General features: G+C 62.4%; 22 protein-coding genes. 16 read left to right on the top strand and 6 right to left on the bottom strand.

The features are described from left to right. Positions 1 to 2: 2 nt before the first annotated feature. Positions 3 to 1,481 carry a mannitol dehydrogenase family protein gene (locus PWM43_RS08095; RefSeq protein WP_289841986.1) on the top strand — a complete coding sequence of 493 codons (1,479 nt, stop codon included), beginning with the start codon at positions 3 to 5 and terminating at the stop codon, positions 1,479 to 1,481. A 43-nt stretch (positions 1,482 to 1,524) separates the two neighbouring features. Here PWM43_RS08095 and PWM43_RS08090 read toward each other — a convergent pair whose 3' ends face one another. Then, entirely contained in the window at positions 1,525 to 2,229 is a 705-nt protein-coding gene (locus tag PWM43_RS08090) for an HAD family hydrolase (protein WP_289841985.1), read from the bottom strand. Between the two features lie 134 nt (positions 2,230 to 2,363). Between PWM43_RS08090 and PWM43_RS08085 the strand changes: the two genes are divergently transcribed. Next, a complete protein-coding gene (locus tag PWM43_RS08085; protein ID WP_289841984.1) occupies positions 2,364 to 3,626 on the top strand; it encodes an MFS transporter in 1,263 nt (420 codons plus the stop codon). A gap of 269 nt (positions 3,627 to 3,895) precedes the next feature. After that, the gene (locus PWM43_RS08080) at positions 3,896 to 4,900 is read left to right on the top strand and encodes a bifunctional enoyl-CoA hydratase/phosphate acetyltransferase (protein WP_289841983.1); all 1,005 of its coding nucleotides are present in this window, start codon (positions 3,896 to 3,898) and stop codon (positions 4,898 to 4,900) included. Positions 4,901 to 5,009: 109 nt separating this feature from the next. On the opposite strand, the gene PWM43_RS08075 is transcribed toward PWM43_RS08080, so the two are convergent. Beyond that, the gene (locus PWM43_RS08075; RefSeq protein WP_289841982.1) at positions 5,010 to 5,897 is read right to left on the bottom strand and encodes a prephenate dehydrogenase/arogenate dehydrogenase family protein; all 888 of its coding nucleotides are present in this window, start codon (positions 5,895 to 5,897) and stop codon (positions 5,010 to 5,012) included. Then, positions 5,894 to 6,994 (bottom strand): lysylphosphatidylglycerol synthase domain-containing protein, encoded by a 1,101-nt coding sequence (locus tag PWM43_RS08070; protein ID WP_289841981.1) that lies wholly within the window; start codon positions 6,992 to 6,994, stop codon positions 5,894 to 5,896. The genes PWM43_RS08075 and PWM43_RS08070 overlap by 4 nt, the downstream gene beginning before the upstream one ends. 262 nt (positions 6,995 to 7,256) lie before the next feature. Between PWM43_RS08070 and hpnA the strand changes: the two genes are divergently transcribed. The 12 genes from hpnA (at position 7,257) to PWM43_RS08010 (ending at position 20,830) form a co-directional block, all read left to right on the top strand. Further along, the gene (gene hpnA, locus PWM43_RS08065) at positions 7,257 to 8,252 is read left to right on the top strand and encodes a hopanoid-associated sugar epimerase (protein ID WP_289841980.1); all 996 of its coding nucleotides are present in this window, start codon (positions 7,257 to 7,259) and stop codon (positions 8,250 to 8,252) included. Between the two features lie 2 nt (positions 8,253 to 8,254). Continuing rightward, positions 8,255 to 9,406: a glycosyltransferase gene (locus PWM43_RS08060; protein WP_289841979.1), complete on the top strand. Its 1,152-nt coding sequence runs from the start codon at positions 8,255 to 8,257 to the stop codon at positions 9,404 to 9,406. Between the two features lie 41 nt (positions 9,407 to 9,447). Continuing rightward, positions 9,448 to 10,305 carry a squalene synthase HpnC gene (gene hpnC / locus PWM43_RS08055; RefSeq protein ID WP_289841978.1) on the top strand — a complete coding sequence of 286 codons (858 nt, stop codon included), beginning with the start codon at positions 9,448 to 9,450 and terminating at the stop codon, positions 10,303 to 10,305. Between the two features lie 95 nt (positions 10,306 to 10,400). Beyond that, positions 10,401 to 11,480 carry a tRNA dihydrouridine synthase DusB gene (gene dusB / locus PWM43_RS08050; protein WP_289841977.1) on the top strand — a complete coding sequence of 360 codons (1,080 nt, stop codon included), beginning with the start codon at positions 10,401 to 10,403 and terminating at the stop codon, positions 11,478 to 11,480. A 14-nt stretch (positions 11,481 to 11,494) separates the two neighbouring features. Further along, positions 11,495 to 12,472, top strand: coding sequence for a helix-turn-helix domain-containing protein (locus PWM43_RS08045; RefSeq protein ID WP_289841976.1), 978 nt, complete (start codon positions 11,495 to 11,497; stop codon positions 12,470 to 12,472). A 38-nt stretch (positions 12,473 to 12,510) separates the two neighbouring features. Further along, the gene (locus PWM43_RS08040) at positions 12,511 to 14,922 is read left to right on the top strand and encodes a sensor histidine kinase NtrY-like (protein ID WP_289841975.1); all 2,412 of its coding nucleotides are present in this window, start codon (positions 12,511 to 12,513) and stop codon (positions 14,920 to 14,922) included. Between the two features lie 20 nt (positions 14,923 to 14,942). Further along, positions 14,943 to 16,331, top strand: coding sequence for a nitrogen assimilation response regulator NtrX (gene ntrX, locus PWM43_RS08035; protein WP_289841974.1), 1,389 nt, complete (start codon positions 14,943 to 14,945; stop codon positions 16,329 to 16,331). Positions 16,332 to 16,505: 174 nt separating this feature from the next. Next, positions 16,506 to 16,775 (top strand): RNA chaperone Hfq, encoded by a 270-nt coding sequence (hfq, locus tag PWM43_RS08030; protein WP_289842039.1) that lies wholly within the window; start codon positions 16,506 to 16,508, stop codon positions 16,773 to 16,775. 41 nt (positions 16,776 to 16,816) lie between these two features. Beyond that, positions 16,817 to 18,139, top strand: a complete 1,323-nt coding sequence (hflX, locus tag PWM43_RS08025) for a GTPase HflX (protein ID WP_394356053.1) — start codon at positions 16,817 to 16,819, stop codon at positions 18,137 to 18,139. 55 nt (positions 18,140 to 18,194) lie between these two features. Beyond that, positions 18,195 to 19,250: an NAD(P)-dependent alcohol dehydrogenase gene (locus PWM43_RS08020; RefSeq protein WP_289841973.1), complete on the top strand. Its 1,056-nt coding sequence runs from the start codon at positions 18,195 to 18,197 to the stop codon at positions 19,248 to 19,250. 121 nt (positions 19,251 to 19,371) lie between these two features. Continuing rightward, positions 19,372 to 20,223 carry an inositol monophosphatase family protein gene (locus PWM43_RS08015; protein WP_289841972.1) on the top strand — a complete coding sequence of 284 codons (852 nt, stop codon included), beginning with the start codon at positions 19,372 to 19,374 and terminating at the stop codon, positions 20,221 to 20,223. Between the two features lie 181 nt (positions 20,224 to 20,404). Beyond that, positions 20,405 to 20,830 carry a host attachment protein gene (locus tag PWM43_RS08010; RefSeq protein WP_289841971.1) on the top strand — a complete coding sequence of 142 codons (426 nt, stop codon included), beginning with the start codon at positions 20,405 to 20,407 and terminating at the stop codon, positions 20,828 to 20,830. Between the two features lie 239 nt (positions 20,831 to 21,069). On the opposite strand, the gene PWM43_RS08005 is transcribed toward PWM43_RS08010, so the two are convergent. Beyond that, a complete protein-coding gene (locus PWM43_RS08005) occupies positions 21,070 to 23,469 on the bottom strand; it encodes a hypothetical protein (RefSeq protein WP_289841970.1) in 2,400 nt (799 codons plus the stop codon). A 380-nt stretch (positions 23,470 to 23,849) separates the two neighbouring features. Between PWM43_RS08005 and PWM43_RS08000 the strand changes: the two genes are divergently transcribed. Then, a complete protein-coding gene (locus tag PWM43_RS08000; RefSeq protein ID WP_289841969.1) occupies positions 23,850 to 24,746 on the top strand; it encodes a DMT family transporter in 897 nt (298 codons plus the stop codon). A 10-nt stretch (positions 24,747 to 24,756) separates the two neighbouring features. Here PWM43_RS08000 and yghU read toward each other — a convergent pair whose 3' ends face one another. Then, a complete protein-coding gene (gene yghU / locus PWM43_RS07995; protein WP_289841968.1) occupies positions 24,757 to 25,635 on the bottom strand; it encodes a glutathione-dependent disulfide-bond oxidoreductase in 879 nt (292 codons plus the stop codon). Positions 25,636 to 25,737: 102 nt separating this feature from the next. After that, positions 25,738 to 26,286 carry a GNAT family N-acetyltransferase gene (locus PWM43_RS07990; RefSeq protein WP_289841967.1) on the bottom strand — a complete coding sequence of 183 codons (549 nt, stop codon included), beginning with the start codon at positions 26,284 to 26,286 and terminating at the stop codon, positions 25,738 to 25,740. Positions 26,287 to 26,299: the final 13 nt, after the last annotated feature.

Below are 26,299 nucleotides of genomic sequence, written 5' to 3'. Positions count from 1 at the left end.
TCTTGTTTTTGAACCGCAGCGCCCTGAATCGTATCCCTCCCACGGTCTATGGGCCGACCTTCGATCCGGGTTCGCTGCGGACGGGAATCGTGCATCTGGGCTGCGGCAATTTCCATCGCGCCCACCAGGTCACGGCGACACAGGCCGCCATCGGTGCCCAGGGTGACGAAGGGCTGGGGTGGGGCGTCACCTCGGTCGCCATGCGGCGTCCTGAGCTGGCTCGGGCGCTGTGCGAGCAGGACAATCTCTACACCCTGCTGACGCGCGAGCCGAGCGGCACCGTGGCCTCGGTCATGGCAGCGATTCACGAAGCCGTTTTCGCCGGTGACACGCATGTCGGGCTGGCGGCGCGCATCGCCGACCCCGCTGTGAAGATCGTGACGCTGACGGTTACGGCCAGCGGCTATCATCTGACCGCCGACGAGACGCTCGATCCGGATGCTCCCGAGATCCGGGCGGATCTGAAGGGGGCGACGCCCCGTACGGCCGCCGGAATCCTGGCGGCCGGACTGTCGCTCGTGCGACAGCGCGGCACCGTGCCGCCGGTGATCCTGTGTTGCGACAATGTGAGCCGGAACGGGAGGACGCTGCGTCAGGCCGTGATGGATTTCGTCGCGCTGGATGGGGATGACGGCCTCGCGGCATGGATTGGCGAACATGTCCGGTTTCCCGACACGATGGTGGATCGCATCGTGCCGGTGCCCAACGCGGATGATCGGCACGATGCCACCCGACTGCTCGGAGGGATCGAAGATCGTATCCCGCTCTCGGCGGAACCATGGTTCCAATGGATCATCGAGCGGTTCGACGGTCCGCGTCCGATGTGGGAAGCCCATCCCGGCACCCGGTTCGTCGGCGATGTCGAGGTTTTCGAGCGCGCCAAGCTGCAAATGCTCAACGGCACGCATATGATCCTTGCATATGTCGGCGCTCTGGCGGGGGTGAATACGATTTCCGATGCGGCCTGCGATGCGGCGCTTGGGACGATCGCGGCCCGGTTCATGCGCTACGAGCAGACGGCGGGGGTCAATCTTCCTGAAGACGAGATGGATCGCTACGCGCGGGATCTGATGAAACGGTTCCGCAATCCGGGGATCGTGCATGAAGTCGAGCGCATCGGTCGCAACGGCTCGGCCAAGATGGCGGCGCGCATCATCCGGCCCATGCGCGAAAACCTCGAAGCGGGACGTTCGGTCGAAGGCGCCACATTACTGATCGCCAGCTGGATCCGGTGGTTTGCGCTGCATGAGCAGGAGGCGCTGGAGATCGCACTGGCCGATCCGCGCGCCGACGTGCTGCGTCGCATATGCGCCGATGCGCGTGACGATCACGGGGCGCAGGTCGAGGCTTTCATGGCCATGGAATCCGTGTTCGGGCCCCCGCTTCCCGATCATGCCGCACAGGTCGCAAGAATCAGCCGGATGCTGAAGCGCCTGACGGATGAAAGCGTGCCCGCGCTGCTGCACGAACTGGCGCGCTGAAGGGACGATCCCTTTCAGCGCGGCGCGGGGTCAACCGGCTGGATCAGCCCGCATGATGTTCGACATAGACGCGTGCGATCGTCAGGTCCTTGACGATTGCCAGCGCGTTGTCACGAATCTCTTCGGTGGGGGCGAGAAGGTCCGGCACCACGATGACGCGAATCCCGGCGGCGATCGCCGCGCGCGCGCCGGTGTGGGAGTCTTCGAGCGCCAGACAGTATTCCGGCGGGATGCCGATTTTTGTCGCGGCCGTCAGGTAGGGCTCCGCATCGGGCTTGCCGCGTGACACGTCGTCGCGGGTGACGATGGCATCGAAGCGGTCAAACAGTCCGACCAGCTTGAGGTGATGATCCGTCCGGTAACGGCTCGACGATGTGGCGACCGCGCGGGGAATCTGGTGGCGGTCGAGAAGGTCGAGAAGCGGCTCGACGCCTTTTTTCAGGATAAGGCGACCGGTATCCACGAACTCCCGGAGATGCGCCTCCTGAAGCTTGAAGAAGCGTTCGAGCGGGAAGTCGCTGCCATAGGTTTCGTGCACCATCTGGCGGCATCCATCGGCGGGGACGCCGATCATGCCGCGGCAGAAGGAAAGCGGAACGTCATAGCCCAGATCGTTTCCTGCCGCGACCAGCGCGTCCATGGCAAGGGATTCGCTGTCGAGGAGAAGACCGTCCATGTCGAAGATGACGCCCCGAACGGGTTCCTGAGGCGTTGAAAGAAGATGATCAGGAAGGGCGTTCAACGGCATGCTGTATCCTTTGTCGAGTTTCAGTGGCGGCGTAACGCCGTTTCATAGTTCATAAAGCAGCGCGCGAAGCCCGGTTCATTTCGCTCCCCTTTCGGGACCGTCCTGCGGATTCGCCACGAAGGAAATGCCTGCCCATGCAAGACGAGACGAGGCAGGCCCCGCCGCCCGGCCCGCAAGCCTCTTCGCTGACCATCCTCCTGCCATACTGGCGTGTCACGCTGGCCGCGTTTCTCGGATGGTTTCTGGACGCCTTCGATCAGGTCGCATTGCTGTTATGCCTGCCCGATATGGGGCACAGTTTCGGCGTCGACCTCGAGGCGATGGGCGTGGTGGTTACGGCCCAGAGCATCGGTCGGGCGTTTGGGAACACGGGCTGGGGCTGGCTCGCCGATCGCTATGGGCGACGCCTTACCTTCATGCTGGGCATCATCTGGTTCGCGGCGTTTTCCGGCGCCACGGCGGTGGCCTGGTCCTACGTCATGCTGGTGGTGATCCAGTTCCTGTTCGGAATCGGATTCGGCGGAGAGTGGACGGCTTCGGCGGCCCTGCTGATGGAGAGCGTGCCCGCCCGTGCGCGTTCCCTGGCCTCGGCCCTGATGATGTCGGGTTATGAGGTCGGCTTTTTCGTCGCTGCCGGGGCGCAGGCGATCATTCTGCCCCATTATGGCTGGCGCGCGATGTTTCTGCTGGGCATCCTGCCCGCCATTCTCGCCATTTTCATACGGATTGGCGTGCCGGAAAGTCCCGTCTGGCTGAAGATGCGCCGCTCTCCGGAAGCCCGGATGGCGCGGGTCTCCGGCGGCATGTTCCGGCTTGACGGGGCGGCCATTCAGGCCATCGCTTTCATGGCGGTGCTGCAGTTCCAGAACGCTGCGCTCTACGCGTTTTATCCCACGTTGCTGCGCACCGAACATCACCTGACGCCAGGACAGCTTTTCCCGATGATCGCGGCTTACTGCGTGGGCTCTCTGATGGGGAAGCCGATCTGTGGCGCGCTGGCGGCCCGGTTCGGAGATCGACGTGTGCTACTTGGATATCTCGTGCTGACCCTGGTCGTGTTTGTGCCCTTCGTGAGAGCCGCAAGCCCCATGCTCATGGTCGTGACCGCTTTTGCGGTCGGTGGCGTGGGTGCCGCGGTATGGGCGGTCGTGCCGCACTTCCTGTCGCAGCGCTTCCCGTCTGCGACGCGTTCGTTCGGGATGGGTACGAGCTACGCCGCCGCCGCCGGGGGGCAGGCTCTTTCTGGCCTGGTCATTCCCTGGCTGGCGCTCCGGCTCGATCTGGGCACGGCGATGATCGCAAGCGTTTTCGCAGGAACGGCTGTGGTTGCGGCAATCCTGCTCTACAGGCCTTCCACGCTGCCCGGGCTGCACATGGAAGGCGAAGTTACGGAATAGGCATCCATCGGGCGATGATCCGCGCGTCAAGGTTCATGGCCTTGCCACGCTTGAGACGGAGGACTTCGCGGGCGTGCGTCATCAAGCGTGAGAGCAGTCCCATAGGGAGGAAAACGGCCAAGGGGTTGTCGCCGGGTGCTGTGTGGCGATCCGCCGGGAAAAGTCTATTGGGAGTCGGAACGAGGGAATTCAGCCGGATTGCGGGTTCACAATGATGTTTGATCGCGTCGTTTGAAATCTGCGTCTGCGAACGAATATGCTGTCCCATCATGCAGGATCACCCTTCTTCTCAGGATGTGTCACTCAGTGATGCGGGAACGATCGCCGATGTCGTGTCACCGTCTGGTCGATGCGGGCGTGTTGGGTTCGAGGCCCTGATCGATCGTGCCGCCACGTTGTCGCCGTCCGTCAACGCCGTCGTGTGGCCGTGCGAGGCGCATGCGCTCCTCGGCGCCATCGAAGGGGCCGCGCGCGGTTTGATGCGTCCTGTGCTGGTGGGTGATCGAGAGCGGATCGCCGCAACGGCAGCGGACGGGGATATCAACATAGGTGGCGTCGAAATCGTTTCGGCGGATTCCCCGCGGGACGCCGCCCGGCTGGCGGTTCTCATGGCGCATGAGGGTCGCGTGCAGGGGCTCATCAAGGGCAACCTGCATACGGATGTCCTGATGCGCGAGATTCTGAGACCCGAGCAGGGGCTGACAGGAGCGCGTCGCGTCAGCCACGTCTTCGTCCTTGCCGTGCCCGGCTACGAGGATCTGCTTTTTGTCACCGACGCGGCCATCAATATCTTTCCTGACCTCGATGCCAAGCGCGACATCGTCCAGAACGCCATCGACCTGCATCATGCCCTGGGCCTCGGCGAGCCGCGCGTGGCGATCCTCTCGGCGGTCGAAACCGTTAATTCCCGCATTCCCGGCACGATCGACGCCGCGTGCCTGTGCAAGATGGCGGATCGCGGCCAGATCACCGGCGCGGTTCTCGACGGGCCCCTGGCGATGGACAACGCCATCAGCCGCGATGCAGCGCGGATCAAGGGTATCGTCTCTCCGGTCGCCGGAAGCGCTCAGATCCTGGTCGCGCCCGACCTCGAAGCCGGCAACATGCTGGCCAAGAATCTGATTTTTATGGGCGGCGCCGAATCCGCGGGGATCGTGTTGGGCGCAAGCGTGCCCGTCATGCTGAGCAGCCGGGCGGACAGTGCACGGGCTCGCCTCGCATCACTGGCCGTCGGTGCGCTTTATGCGCGTTATCACACGGCGATCCACGAATAGGATCGGCGCGTCTCCCCGTTGGGCGAGCCGCCGCTGTCACGACTTTGTTCTGCTACGCCCTTCAGTTTCGTCGGAACAGGGCGAGTTCCGGTCGTCCGGGATCCTCGTTTCAGGCCTGTCTGTTCTCGATGAGGCTGCGACGAATGGCGCGACCCCGTTCCACGCTGGAGACGATGGTCGCTTCGTCGCCCTCGCGGATGGCGGTCGCCATCTTCTGCGCGTCCTGTGCGAACCGTTCGAGCATCTCCAGGATGGCCTCACGGTTGTTGAGGAAAATGTCACGCCACATGATCGGGTCCGAAGCGGCGATGCGTGTGAAATCTCGGAAACCGGAAGCCGCGAAGTCGAGAACCTCGGAACGCAGTTCATCCGCCAGCGTGTCGGCTGTGTGGCAGATCGAAAACGCCAGCAGGTGCGGCACATGGCTTACGATGGCGCAGATGCGGTCGTGATGGTCGATATCCATGACGCGCGTGCGCGCGCCCATCGCATGCCAGAGCGCTTCGATGGTCGCAATCGCCTTGGACGACGTGTTTTCAAGCGGCGTCAGCAGACACCAGCGGTTCTCGAAGAGCGTCGCGAATCCGGCATCGGGGCCCGAATGTTCGGTGCCCGCCATCGGATGGGCGGGAACATAGGCCACGTCGGGGCGCAGATGGGGCGCGATGGCGTCCACGACGCTACGGCGCGTGGAGCCGACATCGGTCAGGATGGCTCCGGGTTTCATCACCGGAAGGATTTCGGCTGCGACGGTCGCGATCGCGCCGACCGGTACGCAGAGCATGACCACATCCGCTTCCGCCGCGCCGCGGAGCGCATCCGTGGTGATGATGTCGGCGAGATCGAGTTCACAAACGCGGGCGCAGACCTGTTCGTCACGGTCGACGGCAATGGTTTCGCGCGCGATGGCCGAATCGAGCCGGGCGCGACGCAGAACCGAGGAGCCGATCAGGCCTGGCCCGATGACGCAGAGTGTATCGACGATGGGTTGGGTCATGAGGCCTTGCGCGTTGCGGCGGCGTCGGTTGCGGCGGGCTCGGCCGGGACAGCGTAGTCGGCCTGGCGCGCTGTCCTCAGACGACGCATTTCGAGGCCCTGCCAGACGAGCAGCATCGGAATACCCAGTGCGATGTCACGCCCGCGACGCAGGAGCGAGAGGCCGAGCGCGATCTTGGGATCGATGTTGAAGATGACGCCCAGCGCGACATAGGCGGCTTCCTGCACGCCGAGCGAAGCGGGAACCAGGAAACCCGCCGACATCACGCCGCAGACGACACCTTCGACGGCGACGGCGCCGGTATAGGAGAGCTGCGCGCCAAGCAGGCGAAAGGCGAGCAAAGTCAGTCCCGCGCTGGCAAGCCAGCCGACGAGATGCATGCCCGCGCCACGCGCCACGCGCGCAGGATGGCTCCAGAGCGCGTCGAGATGAGTCTGGAAGGCGTCCATGTTGTCGACGAGCGAGTCGCGCCATGAATCAGCGATATGCCTGCCGAAGAATTCGGCGATGCGGTGGATGAACGTGCCGCTCTTTTGCTGGGTGTAGATGAAACCAGCAATTCCCAACGACAGGATCGCCATCCCGCCAATGACCGGCCAGATGAATTTTCCGCCGCCCTGATGCCCGATCAGGCAGAATACGGCGAGGAGGATGAAGACGATCTGGCCGAGAACCTCCGTCGTGATGTCGACGAGGTTCGTGGCGACGGCTTCGGGCCAGTCCACGGGATGTCGACGCGGCCGGCGACCGGGGCGTGGCGTGGGCTCGAAACAGGTCGCGCGAATGCCGACGAGCATTCCCCCGAGCTGGGAGAAGGGCAGGCAGTTGCCAGCGGCGTCCCGCAGGGCGCGTGCGGCGGTCGTGCGCATCAGACCCAGTTCCGGACAGGCGAGATACCAGGCGAAGCCCAGCATGCCGTCAACAAGCAGTTGACCCAGCAGAAGCGCTGCGAAGCCGCTGAAGCCGATTTTCTGCATGGCGTCGAGGACTGCGCCAAAGCCCAGCCAGGCCGTGATGGCCGTGAGGGCGGCAATGCCCAGAAACGTAAGAAGGATGGTCAGTTTCTTCAAAACAGCTTCGCAATCCGGATCGGACACAGGGACCGGGGCCTATGGAAAGCAGCCGACCGGTGAAATCACGGGCCGGGTGCGGGCATTTTCACTGGGGCGTCTAGGCGCGGTGTCATGCCTGAAGGCGGCTTACACCACCGTGGGGGTTTCCGCCACCTTCTCGCCGTTTGAATGGTAGTCTCGCCATGCGGGTTTGCGTCGGCTGGCGGGCGCATTATGGTGCGCCCCTGACACGCGGTTTATGGGTGTAAATCAGGACGCGCGTGCATGAGGGGAGTGGAACCGCGAAATGTCTGAGTACACGCTAGTGACCGGCGCAACCGGGTTCGTGGGTTCTGCTGTGGCCCGTGTTCTTCTGGAGAGGGGGCACCGGCTGCGCCTGATGGTGCGCGCGGGTGCGGACGGCTCCAATCTGAAAGGGCTGGATGCCGAAATCGTCAACGGTGATCTGACCTCGCCGGAAACGTTCGCCCCGGCTCTCAAGGGGTGCCGTTATCTTTTCCATGTCGCCGCGGATTACCGGCTTTGGGTGCCGGATCCGGCGACCATGATGGCAGCCAATGTCGAGGGCACGCGGCGTCTGATGCTGGCGGCTCTGGAGGCCGGGTGCGAAAAGATCGTGTACTGCTCCTCCGTTGCGGCGCTGGGGCTGCGCAAGGACGGCAGGCCTGCCGACGAAACGACGCCCGTCACCGAACATGATGTGATCGGCGTCTACAAGCTCTCGAAATATCGCGCGGAACAGGCGGTTCTGAAGCTCGTGGCCGAGCGGGGCCTTCCCGCCGTGATCGTCAATCCCTCCACGCCGATCGGTCCGCGCGACATCAAGCCGACGCCGACCGGACAGATGATCGTGGACTGCGCGTCCGGACGCATGCCGGCTTATGTCGAGACGGGGCTGAACATCGTCCATGTCGACGATGTCGCCGAGGGCCATGCTCTGGCGCTGGAGCGCGGCGAGATCGGACAGAAATATATTCTCGGCGGCGAAAATCACAGTCTGGGCGACCTGTTTCGGATGGTCAGCGAGATCGCGGGCGTCAAGCCGCCGCGTATCAAGCTTCGACAGTCCTGGCTCTATCCGGTCGCCACGGTGTCGGAATGGATGGCGCGTGGATTCGGTATCGAGCCGCGCGTAACGCGCGAGACGCTCGCGATGTCCCGCAAGCTGATGTATTTTTCATCCCGCAAAGCGGAGGAGAAGCTCGGCTACGCGCCGCGGCCCGCGCGAGAAGCGGTGTCCGACGCCATTGCCTGGTTTCGTGATCACGGTCGGATTGGCTAACGATGCTCCAGACGCTGATTGGCTCCCTTTCGCTCGCGGCGTGGCTGAAACTGGTTTTTGGAAATGGCCGTTTCTGGCAGTACGGTCCCGAACTGCACCAAACGCATTCGGAAGCATCATCATGGCCGGACGTGGCGGTCATCGTTCCGGCCCGTGACGAGGCCGAAACGGTCGCGCTGTGTATCCGCTCGCTCCTGAATCAGGATTACGGTGGCAAGCTGAGCGTGTTCGTCGTTGACGATCGCAGTCGTGACGGAACGGGCGACATCGCCCGGTCGGTGGCGGACCCCGAGGGGCGCCTTACGGTCATAGACGGCCAGCCGCGCCCGGCCGGATGGAGCGGCAAGCTCTGGGCCGTGCATCAGGGTGAGCAGGAAGCGATCCGGCATCTGGGACCGGACGGTTTCATTCTGCTGACCGACGCCGATATCGTCCATGAACCCGGCCATCTCTCGACACTGGTCCATAAGGCGATTTCGGAGCATCTCGATCTGGTCTCCGAGATGGTTCGCCTCAACTGCGAAAGTGCGGCGGAAAGGGCGCTTGTGCCCGCGTTCGTTTATTTCTTCGCGATGCTCTATCCGTTTGCCCGGGTGAACGATCACAATTCGCCCATGGCGGGCGCGGCGGGTGGCACCATCCTGCTGCGGCGTGACGCGCTTGAGCGTATCGGTGGCATCGGTGTCGTCCGGGGCGCGCTGATCGACGACTGCACGCTCGCCGCCCATGTCAAACGTTCAGGCGGTCGACTGTATCTGGGGCATTCGACACTTGCGCGGTCCCTGAGGCCATATGTGGGAGCGCCGGACATCTGGCGCATGATCGCCCGCACGGCGTATGTGCAGCTTCGATATTCGCCCGTCCTTCTGCTTCTGACCCTGTTCGCTATGGGGCTGGTCTGGTTCGTTCCCGTCGCGCTCACGGTGTTCGGTCGCGGGCGCGGGCGGGCGCTCGGGGCTGTGGCATGGGGGCTGAGCATGGCGTCATTCGTGCCTACGCTGCGACGTTTCGGTCTTTCGCCATGGCGCGTTATACCCCTGCCATTGGTGGCGGCATTCTATATGGCGGCCACGATCGGATCGGCGCTCGATCATTACCGGGGCAAAGGGGTGCGTTGGAAAGACCGCGCCTACACGGAAGAGGTGCAGGGTTGATGGATATGGTGACGGCTCCGCGTGGAGCGGATGAACGCACGATGAACGATGCTTCCGTGTGGGGTGTGAAGGATGTCACGTCCGCCAAGGGAGCGGCCGACGAGAATTTCCCGGTGGGCTCGTTTCTCATCAGTCGCCGGATGCGGCCCCATGTTCATGCCTATTATAATTTCGCCCGGGTCATCGACGACATGGTCGATAACGCCGATCTGACATCGGCGCAGAAGATCGCACGGCTGCGCGCCATGGGGGAGGTGATCCGGGGCGAACGCGAGGCACCTCAGCGCGCCGATGCCCAGACCGCCGTGACGCTGCGTCGTCATCTGCTGGAAACCCGCGTGCCTCTCGAAACGGCGACGGACCTGATTGAAGCCTTCTGCATCGACGCGGTGAAGAACCGTTACGAGACGTGGGAGGAGCTGCTGCATTACTGCCGCTATTCCGCCAACCCGGTCGGACATTTCCTCCTCAGGCTGCACGGCGAGGACGAGGACACGCTCGCGCCGTCCGACGCCCTGTGCAGTGCTTTGCAGGTGTTGAACCACCTTCAGGATGCCGCATCCGATCTGAAGGTTCTGGACCGCTGCTATCTGCCGCAGCCGTGGCTCGCCGAAGAGGGTGTCAGAACGGAAGACGTGTTGCTGGTTCGCAGTAAACCAGGGCTGAAGCGCGTGTTCGACCGCCTGCTGGACAGGGTGGACGAACTCAATGCCCAGGCCCGGCGGCTCCCGGATCTCGTCCGGGACCGGCGCATGAGGTTGGAAGCGGCTGTGATCGTGGCGCTGTCCCATCGTCTGGCCGAGCGGCTGCGTCATGAGGATCCGATCGCGGACCGTGTGAAGCCGACACGCGGGGACGGGCTGCGCGCCCTGGCTTGGAGTGCGCGCTACATCGTCTGACCGGCAGGGTGTTTCCCGGTTACGCCTGAAAAGGCGGTGTCGGCCCGATCCTTCGATTGCGCCAGCGCGTAGCGTTCCGCTATTGAGGGGCGGTCATGACGATCCTTCCCCAGCCTTCCTGCCCCCAGACATCTAAAGCCGCTGCGCCTGTCCTGAAGCCGATTGACCTCGGTGACGGCGTTGTGATCGATACGCCGGTCATTCTGGCGCCCATGTCCGGTGTGACGGATCTGCCCTTCCGTCAGTTGTCGCGCGAGCTGGGTGCGGGACTGGTCGTTTCGGAAATGATCGCGTCATGGGCGATGGTGCGGGAAAATGAAAACACCATGCGCATGGCGCGCAGCGCGGCGAACGGGCCGAATTCGGTCCAGCTCGCCGGATGTGATCCTGACGCGATGGCTCAGGCGGCGCGTATCGCCGTGGATCATGGCGCGGATATCATCGACATCAATTTCGGCTGTCCGGTGAAGAAGGTGGCGGTCGGCCAATCGGCCGGATCCGCGCTGATGCGCGATGAGGTCAAGGCGGCGGCTCTGCTGGAAGCCACGGTCAAGGCGGTGAACGTGCCCGTGACGCTCAAGATGCGCATGGGCTGGGATCATGACAGCCTCAACGCGCCCCGTCTGGCGAAAATCGCCGAGGAGGTGGGCATTCGCCTGGTCACCGTGCATGGCCGCACACGTCAGATGTTTTATAACGGGCATGCGGACTGGCATTTCGTTCGCACCGTCAAGGATGCTGTCCGGCTTCCGGTGATTGTGAATGGCGACATCGTCACGATCCGTGACGCACGCGCCGCTCTGGCGGCTTCCGGCGCCGATGGCGTGATGATCGGAAGGGGCTGCTACGGGCGTCCCTGGTTCCTGGCCCAGGTCGCGCAATCCCTGCGCACGGGCGTGAATGTGCATGATCCCGATCTCGTTACGGAGAAAAGCATAGCCCTCAGGCACTATCACATGATGCTCGAACATTTTGGCGAGCGGCCAGGGCTGCGTCTCGCGCGCAAGCATGTCTCATGGTATTCGGCGGGCCTGCCCGGATCGGCTTCTTTCCGGGCCGAGATCAACAAACTTGATTCCGCGCCGGATGTGATCCGTCGCCTTGAGAATTTTTACGACGAGCAGATCGCCGGCGGCATCCTGCGCGATCGTGAAGCCGTCTCCCAGGCGGCCTGATTCATGGTTCTTTGATGGATCTCCAGCCTGCCTGCCGCGGAACGCCTGAAGCACTGGCCCGCGACCTTCCCGGTGGATCGGCGGCAATCCGGAATTTCCGCGAACGTCTCATGACCTGTGTTGATGCCGAAGGGCCGATCTGGCTCATGGGCGAAACAGGCGTCGGAAAGGCCCGTGCCGGATGGCTTTTGCATCGTCTCGGCTGCCGGGCGCAAAAGCCGTTCGTCGTGCTGGACGTGACGCTCGATCTCGAAGGGCAGATCGCCGCCGCCGCCGATGGGACCGTGCTGGTTGCGGGCGTGGAAGCGTGTCATGCCTCGCGGCAATCCGCGTTGCAGGCCTGGCTGGCATGCTGGTCGCGGCAGACGGGTCCACGCCCGAGCATCGTGCTGACGGTTTCCGATCGTGAGGCGCTGGCTCGTCACGCCATGGGAGCTGGCGGGGCGATTTCCGGTCGGAATCATAACGGACGGAACGATATTCGTCTTGCCGTGCCGTCACTGAGCGAACGTCGTGAGGATTTCGGGTCGTTATGCTGCCATCTTCTCGCGGAAGAAGCTGATGAAGGGACGCCCGTGGCGACGGTGACGTCCGATGGCGCGCGTTATCTCGCATCGCTTGGCTGGCCGCGGAATATTGACGATCTGCGGGCATGCCTGAGAAGGGCGTCCCATCGCTGCGGCGGCGTCCCGCTTGATCGTGAGATCCTGGCCGCCGCGCGCCGCGAGGACGTGCTGATCCCGATGGCCCAGCGGCTGGCGGAGGTGCTGGGTTCCTATCTGGACTGTGCGCTTGAAGACGGCGGTGTCGTTGCCCCGGATCTTCACGAACGTCTGATCGAGGAAATCGAACGGCCTTTGTTTATCCGCGTGCTGCGGTCCACCGATGGCAATCAGCTGCGTGCGGCGGCACTGCTTGGCATGAACCGCAATACCTTACGCAAACGGCTCCAGAAGCTTGGCGTCGGCACGCCGCGCCGCGGTTCCCGCTGACACATGTCTCATGAGAGTGACGTGATGAAGGCAGAGCGATGAAGCGGCTCCTCTTCCGCCTGAGGGGAGGCATTGCCGAGAAGTCGGGCGGGACGCTGACCGCCCGGTTTCTGGCCCGTGTCGCGTCGATGAACACGGCGCTGATGCTCGTGATTGTCGCGCTTTGTCTCGGGTTTGTGACGTTCGTCGTCCTGGCGGGGGGCATGTCCCTCGCCCATCGTCCGCAGGTCGAGGCGACCATCTTCCTTTTTGATTTCATCGTCCTGATGTGCCTTGCCGCGGTCGTGACGGGACGTGTCGGACGCATGCTGGGCGAGCGGCGCTCCGGGCTGGCCGGAGCGAGCCTGCATCTGCGGCTGATCACGCTGTTCGGCGTGGTGGCGATCGCACCGACGGTGGTCGTCGGCGTGCTGGCGGCGCTGTTCTTTCATTTCGGAATTCAGATCTGGTTTTCCAACCGCGTGAATACGGCTCTCACCGAGGCGCGGGCGGTGGCGGCGGGATATCTGCAGGAGCATAACGAGAACATCCGTTCCGACGCCTATGCGATCGCCAATAACCTCATCACCGAAGAGAATGACGACGTTTTTCGCGGCTCCGGTTCCGATGACCTGTTTCACGACCCCGAGCGCCTTGGCACCATTCTCGATACGGAAGCCACCGAACGGGGGCTGAACGAGGCCATCGTGTTCGACCCGGCGACGCACAAGGTGACGGCGGCGGGGGGGCTCGAGGCGCGGCGGATCGGTGGCGGCGCGCTCGACCTGCCGCCACGGGCGGCGACCGATCTTGCGCGCGCGGGCGACATTGCGATCCTCGACAGTCCGGACGAAAGCACGGTGCGGGCTGTGGCGAATATTGGACAGACCTCGGGTCTGATGCTGGTCATCACCCGACCTGTGGATCCCAAAATTCTGGAGCATACGCGGCTGACCGACGAGGTCGTCGCGGAATATGAACGCCTCAATGCCAATCGCGCGCGGATACAGTACGCCTTCGTCCTGATCTTTGGCCTACTCGCGATGCTCGTGCTCGTCGTGGGTATGTTGACCGGACTTACACTTGCAAATCAGATCGCCCGACCGCTCGGACTGCTGATTCTGGCGGCGAGACGGGTCAGCGAGGGTGATCTGAGCGTTCGCGTGCCCGAGATGCGCGGTCGCAGCGACGGGCGCGACGACGAGGTGGCGACGCTTTCGCGCGCGTTCAATCGCATGACGGACCAGCTCGATGCCCAGCGTTCGGAACTGATGTCGGCCTACGATCAGCTCGACGAACGTCGCCGTTTCATGGAGATCGTGCTGGGTGGCGTTTCGGCGGGGGTCATAGGGCTGGATCGCAATGAGGTGATCGAACTGCCCAACCGTGCGGCGTCCCGCGTGCTGCATCGTGACCTGGGTGCCGCGATCGGTCGCAGCCTGCGTCAGAGCGTGCCCGAGTTTGAGGTTCTCATCGAGGCGGCGCGGCTGGCTCCGGACCACGTCAGTACGGCTGAAATCCAGATCGATGCCGAACGCGCGGGCTCGGCCCTTGGAGATGGTCCGACCGTCGGCGCCAGCGGTCGCACGCTGCTGGTGCGGGTCGCGGCCGAGCACCGTGGCGATCGCATCGAGGGTTATGTAGTGACGTTTGACGACATCACGGCCCTGGTGTCCGCGCAACGCAAGGCGGCCTGGGCGGATGTGGCGCGGCGCATCGCGCATGAAATCAAGAACCCGCTGACCCCGATCCAGCTCGCGGCCGAGCGTCTCAAGAGACGCTTCATGCGCGAAATCAGCAGCGATCCCGATACGTTCGGACAGTGTGTCGACACGATCGTGCGTCATGTTGGCGACATTCGTCGCATGGTTGACGAGTTCTCGGCCTTCGCGCGCATGCCGCAGCCGGTTTTGCGCGACGAGGACTTCTCACGGATCGTGCGCGAGGCGCTTATCCTTCAACGCAATGCGCATCCCGAGATCGTTTTTCTCACGGAGGCGCTGCCGCTCCATGGTCCGAAAGTGCGATGCGACCGGCGTCTGGTCGGGCAGGCGATCACGAACCTGCTACAGAACGCGGCGGATGCCATTGCCATGACGCCCAAAGAGGGGGATGGTGGCGTTGTGAGCAACGTTCTGAATGATCATGGAGGCGGACATCTGCCTGTGAATGTGCGCGGTCATATCGCGGTCGCGCTGCATGTCGACGGGCAAGACGCGGTTCTGACAGTGACGGATGACGGGATCGGTCTGCCTTCGGCGGATCGTCATCGTCTGACCGAGCCTTATGTGACACATAAGCCCAAAGGTACGGGGCTTGGCCTCGCGATCGTCAAGAAAATCATGGAAGATCACGGGGGAAGCATACGCCTCGAAGACCGGGTCGAGGGAAAGGGTGCCGTTGGCATCCTGACCGTGCCGGTCGCCGACCCGACCGAGACGACGGCGCGGGACGAGGTCGGAGCCGCATGAAGCGCCGATGGGGATGACAGATGGAACATGAAATCCTGATCGTCGACGACGAGCCCGACATCCGACTGCTGGTCGAGGGTATTCTGGGCGACGAAGGTTACAGAACACGCACGGCAGGCAATTCGGATCAGGCCCTCGCGGCGTTCCATGAAAGTCGTCCGTCTCTCGTTGTGCTCGACATCTGGCTGCAAGGCTCCAGAATGGATGGGATCGAGGTTCTCAAGGCCATGAAGGCCGAGGATCCGTCCGTCCCGGTTGTCATGATTTCCGGTCACGGCACCATCGAGACGGCCGTGTCCAGCCTTCAGCTTGGCGCCTACGACTTTATCGAGAAGCCTTTTCAGGTCGACCGTCTGGTGGTCGTTGCGCGCCGGGCGATCGAGGCGGCGAAACTGGCGCGTGAGAACGCGGAGCTGCGTCTGCGTACCGGTATCGAGACCTCTCTTTTCGGGAAAGGCTCTGCCATTACGGCGGTGCGCCAGCAGATCGACCGCGTTGCGCCAACCGGGTCCCGGGTTCTGGTCACGGGTCCCGCCGGGGCGGGCAAGGAAGTGGCGGCGCGGATGATCCACGCGCGTTCCCGGCGCGCTGACGGTCCTTTTGTGATCCTCAACTGCGCGACGCTGGCGCCGGCACGTTTTGAAGAAGAGCTTTTCGGTTTCGAGGGGCAGGCGGACGGCGCGATGCGTCGCACGGGCGTTCTGGAACGTGCCCACCGCGGTACGCTGCTGCTCGATGAAGTCGGCGACATGCCGATGGAAACGCAGGGCAAGATCGTGCGGGTCTTGCAGGATCAGGCGTTCGAGCGTCTGGGCGGAGGCGCGCGGGTCAAGGTCGATGTGCGCGTGCTGGCGACGACCAACCGTGATCTTCAGGCGGAGATCCTGCAGGGCCGATTCCGTGAGGATCTCTATTACCGTCTCGCTGTCGTGCCGCTGCGCGTGCCGAGCCTGCGTGAACGGCGCGAGGATATTCCCGCGCTGGCCCAGCATTTTGTCCAGCGATACGCCGAGAACTCAGGCATGGCCATTCGCGAGCTTTCCGTGGATGCCATGGCGGCGCTGCAGGCCTATGAGTGGCCCGGGAACGTTCGTGAGCTGCGCAATCTGATGGAGCGGTTGCTCATCATGATGCCGGGCGGCAACGAGCCGATCCGCGCGGATATGTTGCCGCCGGATCTGAGCGACAGCGCGCCTTCGATGGCCAGGCTCAACGCGCAGTCCGATGTCATGAGCCTGCCTCTGCGCGAGGCGCGCGACCTGTTCGAAACCCAGTATCTCCAGGTTCAGCTGCTGCGGTTCGGCGGCAATATCAGCAGGACGGCCAATTTCGTCGGGATGGAGCGCAGCGCCCTGCATCGCAAACTCAAGCAGCTCGGCGTGACGCAGGAAGAGCGCGTAGCGTCGTAATCTGATGATTTGAATGAATTTGCGCGCTGATTTCGTACCGGACATGAAGCCTGATCATCTCCGGTTGCGTTGTGCATGAGTACGGGTTCGCTGAAAGCGTCCGACTCCGAAAAAAGCACAACTGATACCGAAGGCCTCACCGTGAGCAACAACACAAGAACAACCCAGAACGCCGTGTCACGCGAGCATCCCCCCGGTGCCGCCGTCCAGGATGTCTTTCTTGGCCAACTGCGGAGCATGCACGCGCCCGTGACGGTTTTTCTGGTCAACGGCGTGAAACTTCAGGGCATCATTCCCTGGTTTGACGCCCAGGTCATCATCCTGCGCCGCGACGGTCATACACAACTGGTGTATAAGCACGCCATCAGCACGATCATGCCGGTCGCGCCCGTAGGTCTGTTCGACGAAAGCGTGGAACAGGCGGAAGATGCGGTTTCCGGCTAGACCACGCATAGTTACGGCCGCATTCGGCTTCGGGAGTATTCTTGAGTTTGGGCACGACCAGCACCGTTCCTCCGGCGACACGCGCCGCGGTCATTCTTCCATGGGAGCGGCCCACGCCGCATGACGAGTTTCGCGCGGCGGAGGCGCGTCTTGAGGAGGCCGTCGGCCTCGCGGCCTCCATCGGACTGGTCATTGTGCGGCAGGCCGTTCTCAGCATCCGCGCCGTCAGGCCATCGACCCTGTTCGGAAGCGGGCAGGTCGAGCAGCTGGCCGAGATGGTGCGACAGGACGACGTCAAGGTCATGATCGTCGATTCCAGACTCTCTCCCGGACAGCAGCGCAACCTCGAGCGCGCCCTGAACTGCAAGGTTCTGGACAGGACCGGACTTATTCTCGATATTTTCGGCGCCCGCGCCGCGACGCGTGAGGGCGTGTTGCAGGTGGAACTCGCTCATCTCGAATACCAGCGTTCCCGGCTCGTGCGTCTCTGGACCCATCTCGAGCGCCAGCGCGGCGGTTTCGGCTTCCTCGGCGGCCCCGGCGAGACGCAGATGGAGGCGGATCGCCGCATGCTTGACGAGCGGCTCGTCAAGCTGCGCAAGGAACTCGAACAGGTTCGCCGGACGCGCGGTCTGCATCGCACGGCCCGCAAGAAGGTGCCATTTCCCGTCGTGGCGCTCGTGGGTTACACGAACGCGGGTAAATCGACGCTCTTCAACGCCCTGACGGGTGCGGCCGTTCACGCGCAGGACCAGCTTTTTGCGACGCTGGATCCGACGATGCGCGGCGTGACACTGCCGTCGGGGCGTCGCGTCATTCTTTCCGATACGGTGGGATTCATCAGTGAACTGCCGACGGAACTGGTCGCGGCCTTCCGTGCGACGCTCGAGGAAGTCGCCGAAGCCGATATCATTCTCCACGTGCGCGATGTGGCGCACCCGGACTCGGCGGCCCAGCGCGCGGATGTGATCAACGTGCTGACGGGCATGGCGCGAGACGGCATGCTGGACGCGAACTGGCCCGATCGTTGCATCGAGGTACTCAACAAGGCCGATCTGCTGGGCGGTGTCGAAGCCGTGGAGCGCAGTCCCGGTAGCGTGGTGATTTCCGCGATCACCGGGCAGGGCATGGCGGATCTTTTCTCCGCTCTCGACGCGAAAATGACCGCGACGATGATTCTGTCCCATGTACGGCTGGACGTGACCGACGGCGCGGCGCTCGCATGGCTGTACGCACACGGAGAAGTTCTGGAACGCTGCGACCGGGAGCGTGATATTACGCTTGAGGTCCGGCTTTTCGAAGAAGATCGCGCCCGTTTTGAAGGGCTCTATCCTGGAACGCTCGTAGGAGTTGACCAGGACTGACTGCCGCGTGCCCGTCCGACGCCTTGTCAGGTGTTGAGAACAAGGAGACGATAGAATGTTTGCATGTGTTGGATACGGAGCCGCTTCCGCTGACTCCACGCTCGCGCCCTTCAGCTTCGAGCGTCGTGAACCCGGTCCCAGAGACGTGAAGATCGACATCCGCTATTGCGGCGTCTGTCACTCCGACCTGCATCAGGCACGCAATGAATGGCGCAATACGGTTTTTCCCTGTGTGCCGGGGCATGAAATCGTGGGCGTCGTTTCGGCGGTCGGGGCGGATGTGACGCGCCACAGGATCGGCGATCGCGTCGGCGTCGGCTGCATGGTTGATTCCTGCCGGGAATGCGAAGCCTGCAAGGCGGGGCTGGAGCAATACTGTCAATCGGGCGCGCGTTTCACCTATAACAGTCCCGAAGCGGACGGGAGCGGGCACACGTTTGGCGGTTATTCCCGGGCGATCGTGGTCGATCAGGATTTCGTCCTGAAAGTGCCCGACAATCTGGATTTCGCCGCCGTCGCCCCGCTGCTTTGCGCGGGCATCACGACATGGTCTCCCCTGCGCCACTGGAAGGTCGGCCCAGGGCAGCGTGTCGGTATCGTCGGACTGGGCGGCCTTGGGCATATGGGCGTGAAACTCGCCGCCGCGCTTGGCGCGGAGGTGACGCTGTTCACCACATCGCCCGGCAAGGTGCAGGACGGTCTGCGTCTCGGCGCGCATCGCGTCGTGATCTCACGCGACGCCGAGGCGATGGCCGCCGAACAGGGCCGGTTCGACTTCATTCTGGACGCGGTCGCGGCCCAGCATGACATCAACGCCTATATCGCGCTTCTGAAGCTGGACGGCACGCTGGTGCAGGTCGGCGCGCCGGAAGAGCCCTTGCCCGTCAGTGTTTTCGGTCTGCTCATGGGCCGCCGCAGCTTCGCCGGATCTCTCATCGGCGGCATTCCCGAAACGCAGGAAATGCTGGATTTCTGCGGCGAGCACGGGATCACGGCCGATATCGAGATGATCCGTATGGATGAAATCGAGACGGCCTATCAGCGCATGCTCGGCTCGGACGTGAAATATCGCTTCGTGATCGACATGGAGACCTTGCCGCAGGCCGCGTGACGGCGCATCGGCGCTCTGCGAGCGCATTTTTCGAGGCGGGACATCGTTGCGCCGCAGAATGCGGGCAATTGACGGGCCCGTCCGCGGATCGTGAGGGACGCGGCAGGAAAGGAACTGGGACATGACACCGACCGAAGCCGTCGTGACCTCCGCGGAACTGGCGCATCTGGTGGCCATTGCGCGTGAGGCCGCGCGTGACGTCATTCTTCCCCGTTTCCGCCGCCTCGGCGCCGGTGACGTTCAGACCAAGACCAGTTGCCTTGATCTCGTGACGATCGCTGACGAAGAAGCGGAACGTCTGATTGCCGGTCGGCTTCGCGATCTCTGGCCCGAAGCCGTGATTGTCGGGGAAGAGGCGTGTTCACAGGGGTCGGCCGTCAGAGGCGCCCTGAGCAGCGCGCCGCTTGCTGTGGCGATCGATCCGATTGACGGCACGTCGAATTTCGCGGCGGGTGTGCCGCTCTTTGCGGTCATGATGGCGGTCGTGTCTTACGGACAACCGATTGCAAGCGTCATCCTCGATCCGATAAGCGGCGAGGCGGCCGTTGCCTTGCGCGGGGGCGGCGCGTGGATGGACCGGGACGGGGAAAAACTCCGCGATCTTCGGGTGTGCGGGGCCGCGCCGATCGAACGCCTGACGGGCAAGGCCGCCTGGCGCAACATGCGCTCTCTGGACCCCGAACATGCGGTATCGACGCTGCGAAGGGTGGCGGCGTTGTGGGACTTCCGATGTGCGGCGCATGAATATCTGCTGACAGCCGACGGGCGGGGACATTTCCAGCTTTATACGCGCAGCCTGCCCTGGGATCATCTGCCCGGCTGGCTGATCCTGCATGAAGCGGGTGGATATGGCGCCCGGCTCGACGGTCGGCCCTACGATCTCGCCAGTCCTGAGGGCGGTCTGCTCTATGCGCCCGATCGGGCAACGTGGCATGTGCTGGCGGAAGCATTGGCCCTGCCGCTTCGCGACTGATCGGGATGGCCGACGTTGAACGGGCCGGTAAGGGAAGATCTTGGAAAGAAGAGGAAAAATCTCGCTTCGGGTTGCTTTGGCCGTCGTGCGGTCCCATGTCTGGGGCATGCTTTCGTGCACCGGGCACGAGGCAGCCGTCATGGATGTGACGGCTTGATGTTCGTGAATGGAAAGAATGACGATGGCGACTCATGAGCCTGTTCTTTACGCCGTATGCGACGGCGAAAAAGCCCGCTTCCTTCGTTACGACGGCGGTCAGCTCCGCACGGTGAGCAAATTCGACGTTCACAGCAAGGGCACGAACGCCGAGGCGGAAGTCGGCTCCGTCAAGGAACCGAAATCCGACCCGCATGTGCAACTCAAGCAGCATTTCGCGCATGACGTAGCGGGCCAGATCAACGAGGCGTTTCAAAAGGACACGGTTCTGGCTGGTCTCGTTCTGACGGCTCCGGGCCATGTGCTTCATGAGATCCGCACGCATCTGACGAAGGCCGTGGCGGCCAAGGTCATTGTCGCGGAAGACAAGGATCTGACGAACACGCCGGATCACGACATTCTCGGGCACTTCGATCGCCCCGCGACTGGCTGGCGTCTGCCGACCGCATAAATCAGGGCGCTATGGCGCTGAGGTATGAAGGACGGTCGGCATCGTTTGCCGACCGTTTTTTTTGTGGGCGGTTGGGTAGCTTCGGGGGGACTGCGGAATGTCGGCTCTGAGGCACACTCAACTGAAATCTGACGTACCCAACGATCTCGACAAGCTTCAGAGTTTTGCGTCCGACCGCGCAAATAGCCCTGTGGCACGGACAGAAACGCTGCCCCCTTTCCACGGAATGATTCTGAGGCTCAATCGGTTTCGATCCAGGCACTCACCTTAAGGTCTTGACTGAAGCATCCTCCAATATATCCGCTTTCCACTGTTACGTTGCCAAATTTCGAGAGAGATACCCCACTGTGTTCATAGTCGGGGCGACCGGATCTTGTCCCGAAGGATTCGTATTTGCCAGGTTCGTCGCGCAACCGCGAGGAAGTTCCTGGCCAGACCAGCATCGCATCGAGTAAGGCGTTTCGCGCCCGTTGTAATAGCGCTGGCGCCGGGATCAAATCATCTGAATGTAGGCGGGAGGTGGGTATATAATCCTCTGCAAAGCGCATATCGGGGTGACCTGAGACGCTTGCGCGCCGCGTGCCGACATTGAACAGTCTGTGCAGATCGAACTTCATTGTCTTTCGGTCGAAGGGGTCCCCTGCGAGGTAAAAAAAAGCATTTTCGTCGGCATAAAGAAACTGTGCGATCGGGCGATAATCTACTCCACAGAGCAGGTAGCTCCCGCTTTCCGACGGGAGAACCACCGCGCCACCGTCGTTCCGCCGCATGGCCGGCATCCTTCCTTCAAATCCGGACAATTCCGCAGATTCCGGCAGATAGAACCGGCTCCTGTCCAACTTCACCTCCCCTGACAGCCGAATGGGAGCATCGACCGTCACGGGTGCGTCGATATAGATCCACGACGGGGCCACGGCATCCAGTCGTTCGACGAAGGGCGCATGGGCCGCAGATTTGCCGATAACCGAGTCACGTCTAACGGGGTTTACATAGCGGCGGAGCGCCGGTAGCCACGCGCCGTTGAACCAGCCACCGGAGATCTTGAGTCCAACGGGCTTCTGCCCGATTTCCTCCGTGTCCGGCCAACACAGCAGCGCATCGATAACGCAATCGTCGACGCGTCGCCAGAGCCCGTAAGGAACGGCCAGATCGCCCATTTCTTCACGCGCGCGCCACAACGCGGCAGAGCGCACATGATCCAACGTCCAGAGGAATCTTATCGAACCGGTGTCTAATATGCGCTCCTGGACGACGCGAAGAGGATACTCACCATCTGGATCCCGGTAGAGAAAGCTCAGTGCACGATCGGGATCGCGTCCGACGAGCGACAGGCTCTGTCCTGTAAGTCGGCGCCAGAGTGTTGTAGAGGGCGGATCGTATTCCCAAAACGCACCGATCATGACCGACGCACGACCGTGCAGGATGCCGTCGTCGCTGGTCTCGTCGAACACTGAACGCAGCGTTCCTCCCCACCAGACGAGCGGATCGTCCAAAGAGACTGCGGCGTCGAGATTTGGTCGGGATTCTGTGCCGCCTACGCAATGACTTTCTAGGCGCACCTCCGAGCAGCCCCCTGTGGTCATGGCGTCACCAAAGGGCGTCCACTCCTTCTGCCGATCGAATAGCAGCCCATCGCGACAGAAGTCGGCGAGCTTGCGTTCGATCGACAGCGGCGCATAAATCGCATCGAAGACGAATCCGCCCGGATCTTCTTTCCTGTACTGGGGGCAAGATACCGCCCCCCCCAACCGTCGGTCGAAAAGAACGCTTGTTCTGGGAGCGAATTCAATAGACCATGGTGGAGGTGATCGTGCCGCATTGTCCTGCTGTCCGTGCAAGCCGAACAGAACCATGTCGGTCGCCAGATCGGAATCGCAATAAAATATCCTCGCCGAGGATGTCCTCACATCATCGACCGAGATAGGCAGTCCGACCAGATAACGCTCGCCATCGCCCGCGACGAGACAGGGACGCGCCTGTAGTGCGGATGCAACCTCTTCTCTGAGAGCGGCAGGCAGATTGGCATCCAATACCGGCGTAAAGCTCCCGGTGGGGGCGATCCGCCATGGTGAGGGCGGCGTCAGGTCCAGGGGAATGGAAACAGGAGTTTGGAAGACAACGTTGTTCACAAACCCTCTATTGTAAGGGTATTCGGGGGCTTTTCCAGATACCCGATAGAACGCCTCGGTCCAGGAACCGTTCATCCACCCGGCGTTAAAGGCTATAAAGACGGGCGCAGGACCGAGACCGTTGGCTGCCCCCCAGAATGGCAGAGCATCGATCAGGAACTCATCGAGACGTTTCCATATCGCGTAAGACATCTGACCAATCTTCGCTGCCTTATATTTTTTCTGTTCCTGGTCGTGTAGCCTGGCGGTTCGTGCGTAATCGACGCGCCAATTGACTAACCATTTACCATCTCCAGTATTGAATTTTCGCCATTCAATGAGGAGTGGGCAGGTAAGATCGGAGTCTTCGTAAACGAACAGCATCCATTGCCGCGTCTTGTTCGTCACCGGCACGATTCCCGGCAGCGTTGCCGCTATGTTGCTAAAGGATAGTGTCTGGCCTGTGACGGAATGAGTAATTTTACGTGCAGCGGGATCAAAAAGCCACCATCCGCTCTTAATGTCGCTCATTGAAATTACCTTCAGCGGGATTCTTTGATTGTCCTGTCCACCATATCGCTGGTCAAGGCCGAATTCATCGACGCATTGGATCCTCAGGCAAATACGAATTTAGACTTGGTGAGCGGAATCTGAGGCGGTCATTCTGCCACTGCCTATGAACTGTGCGGGCGGTAGCGAATTGTCTGCTGGTTGAATTTAATATTCTACCTCTGGGTCGCTCTCGGGTTCAAATAATGTCCGCTTCGGAGTGCCGGGAATGAGAGGCGGAACGACCGACATGAAGGCGAAAACTGCATGCCAGCTTCAAATAATCCTCCTGCCGGTCCTGCATGGCCGCCATGCGGTGGCTTCCCATCTCATTCATTGGAGTTCCTTGCTACGTTCCTGCAATGAGGCACAGGATCGAACGTTTACTGCCATTTTTCGTGACCATCGCGATTACGTCATGGGCCAGTGCCTATCCGGTCGTGCGCATCGCGTTGCACGATCTGTCGCCGATACCGCTGGCGGCGGATCGTTACGCTGTCGCCGCCGTTCTGGCGGTGGCGTGGCTGGCGTGGAAGAAGCCGCCTTTGCCGCGACGGCGCGATGTTGCGCAAATTCTGGCCTGTGGTCTGGTCGGTATCACGCTTTACAATATTCTCTTCAACTGCGGTGAAGTCACGGTATCCGCTGGCGCGGCCAGCCTGCTGATCAGCGCGGCGCCGCTCATGGCGGGGCTGCTTGCCATGGTGTTCCTCGGCGAGCGGATGTCCGGCTGGGGTTGGGCTGGCTCCGTCCTGAGTTTCTGCGGCGTCGTGCTGATTGCCGAAGAGCAGGTGGGCGGCCTGTCCTTCGGTTCGGGGGCGACGCTGGTGTTTGGAGCCGCAGTCTGCGGGGCGCTGTATACCATCCTGCAGAAAGGCCTGATTCATCGTTACGGTGCACTGCCGACGATCGCTTACGTGCTCATTTCCGGCGCGCTGCTTCTCTCTCCGTGGTTGCCGGAAGGGCTGGCGGGTTTTGCGCAGGCGTCCACGGCCGGGAAACTCTCGGTGCTGGAATTAGGGATTTTTCCGGCGGCTTTCGGTTATGCCGCCTGGGCTTTCGTCATTGGCCATCTCGGTGCGACGCGGGGCGCGATCCTTCTCTATCTGCTGCCCCCCGTCACCATGATCCTGGCTTTCATTCTCACCCATGAGATCCCGACGCTCCGGACGTTGGTCGGCGGGGTCATCGTCATGGCAGGCGTCATCCTGACCAAGACCTACGGGCGGCGCGTGCAACCTGCCCGACAGGCTGGCTGAGGCATTCCGATCAGGATGTGCCGCCGATCCTGTCCTGCATCCGGGTCTCGAAATCCGAGGCGTCGTGCCGCTCATGCAACTGGCTGGCCGGATCTCCCGAGAGGCGGTTGACCATGCGGCCGCGACGCACAGCCGGGCGCTCCGCGATCTCATCGGCCCAGCGTTGCAGGTGGGAATATTCCTGCACGTTCAGGAACTCGGCGGCGCGGTCATAAGACCAGCCTTTGGCCAGACCGCCGTACCAGGGAAATATGGCCATGTCGGCGATCGTGTAGTCGTCGCCCGCGATATAGGGTGTTTTCGCCAGTTGACGATCCAGAACGTCCAGCTGCCGCTTGGCCTCCATCGCGAAACGGTCGATGGCATATTCGATCTTTTCCGGCGCATAGGCGAAGAAATGCCCAAAGCCGCCGCCCAGATACGGTGCACTGCCAACCTGCCAGAACAGCCAGTTAAGGCATTCGGTCCGTCCCGCCCGATCGGTGGGCAGGAAAGCTCCGAACTTCTCGGCGAGATAGAGGAGAATGGAGCCTGATTCGAAAACGCGGACCGGCTTTGGTTCGCTGTGATCGACCATCGCGGGGATTTTCGAGTTGGGATTGATCGCGACGAACCCGCTGCCGAACTGGTCGCCCTGGCCGATACGGATGAGCCAGGCATCGTATTCCGCGCCTTCATGGCCGAGAGCCAGCAATTCCTCGAGCATGATCGTGACTTTTACACCGTTGGGCGTGCCCAGCGAATAAAGCTGAAGGGGATGTCGACCGACCGGCAGTTCTTTCTCATGGGTCGGCCCGGCGATCGGACGGTTGGTGCTGGCGAAGGTGCCTCCGCTTGGCTGGTTCCACGTCCAGACTTTCGGGGGCGTATAGGACGGTTTGTCGGTCATGGTGCGGCTCCGGCAGTGATGTCGTAAGGTCGGTTAACATGCGCGGTTACGCACGGTACGAAAAGCCGTTTTCCTGTAATGTGGCGTGGGGCCGGTGGCCGTCTACGCGGATGGTGTGGCGGGGGGAGGGTTGCCGTTGCCCATGCCGTCCTTCCATGTGGGATGGAAGCGAGCCATGTGCGTCGTGTGCATGTAGCGTCCGCGCGTGAAAATGGCGAAACGCGATTCATGCTCGCGCTCGAATCCGAAGCGCTCATAAAGGGCGATTGCGCGCGTGTTGTCCGACGCGACGCTGAGTTCCAGTCGCAGGACGTTGAGCCAGTTATCGGACATGTTGAGCATCTCGCGCAGCAATGCGCTGCCGATACCCTGATCGTGGACGCGGGGATGCACGCAGATCCCAAAGGTGGCGACGTGTTTGCGGCGTGGCGCACGGTTGAGGATCATCCCGAGATGACCGACGACGCGCTCCTCGATTTCCGCGACGAGTTCGACCGCATCGGGATCACGGGTGCGGTAGAAATCGCGCCAGAATGTTGCATCCCGGTACGGGAGTTGTGCCGTGTAGGCGACGACGTCTTCGAACGCGTAGATGGCGGCGATGTCGCCCGCGTCTTCGGCACGGGCAGCGCGGACATTGACGAGTGTCATGGCTCGAACTCTG

The organism is Brytella acorum (assembly GCF_029309905.1).
Lineage (GTDB): Bacteria > Pseudomonadota > Alphaproteobacteria > Acetobacterales > Acetobacteraceae > Brytella > Brytella acorum.
The sequence above is the reverse complement of the archived record's forward strand: the minus strand, read 5'-3'. Positions and strand labels throughout refer to the sequence as shown.